This window comes from Mesorhizobium sp. M7A.F.Ca.US.002.01.1.1 (assembly GCF_004022955.1).
Taxonomy (GTDB): domain Bacteria; phylum Pseudomonadota; class Alphaproteobacteria; order Rhizobiales; family Rhizobiaceae; genus Mesorhizobium; species Mesorhizobium ciceri.
The window spans coordinates 1-868 of sequence record NZ_RZQE01000968.1 but is presented as its reverse complement, the minus strand read 5'-3'; the positions used below and the strand labels follow the sequence as shown (position 1 = coordinate 868).

The 868-nt window shown below is 64.3% G+C and carries 1 protein-coding gene; it reads left to right on the top strand.

The features are described 5' to 3' along the window. The coding region (locus EN932_RS37110; RefSeq protein WP_128369573.1) for an ASKHA domain-containing protein at positions 1 to 868 on the top strand (868 nt) is incomplete at both ends.

The window sequence follows — 868 nt, the reverse complement described above, 5'->3', positions numbered from 1 at the left end:
AGATGATGCTGATCGTCGATGTCGGCACCAATGCCGAGATCGTGCTCGGCAATCGCCAGCGGGTGGTTGCGGCCTCCTCGCCCACCGGCCCTGCCTTCGAGGGCGCCGAAATCTCCGGCGGCCAGCGAGCAGCGCCGGGCGCCATCGAGCGCGTGCGCATCGATCCCGATACGCTTGAACCGAAATACCGCGTCATCGGCTCTGAACTGTGGTCCGACGAGCCGGGCTTCCTGGAAAGCGTCCAGGCGACCGGCGTCACCGGCATCTGCGGCTCCGGCATCATCGAAGTGGTGGCGGAGATGTATCTCGCCGGCATCATTTCCGAGGACGGCGTCATCGACGGCGGGCTTTCGGCGCGCTCGCCACGCGTTACGGCCAACGGCCGCACCTTCTCCTATGTGCTGAAGGACGGCTCCGCCGCATTGACGGAAGATGGGCCGAAGATCACCATCACCCAGACCGATGTGCGCGCCATCCAGCTTGCCAAGGCAGCGCTTTATGCCGGCACCAAGCTGTTGATGGAAAAGCAGAACACCGAGCATGTCGACCGCATCCATTTCGCCGGCGCCTTCGGCTCCTTCATCGATCCGAAATACGCCATGGTGCTGGGCCTGATCCCGGATTGCGACCTCGACAAGGTCTCGGCGGTCGGCAACGCCGCCGGTGCCGGCGCGCGCATGGCGCTGCTCAATCGCGGCTACCGCCGCGAGATCGAGGACACGGTCAGCAAGATCGAGAAGATCGAGACGGCGCTGGAACCGAAATTCCAGGAGCATTTCGTCTACGCCATGGCGCTGCCCAACAAGGTCGATCCGTTCCCGAAACTGTCGGCAGCGGTGAAACTGCCGCCGCGCAAGACGGTCAGCGA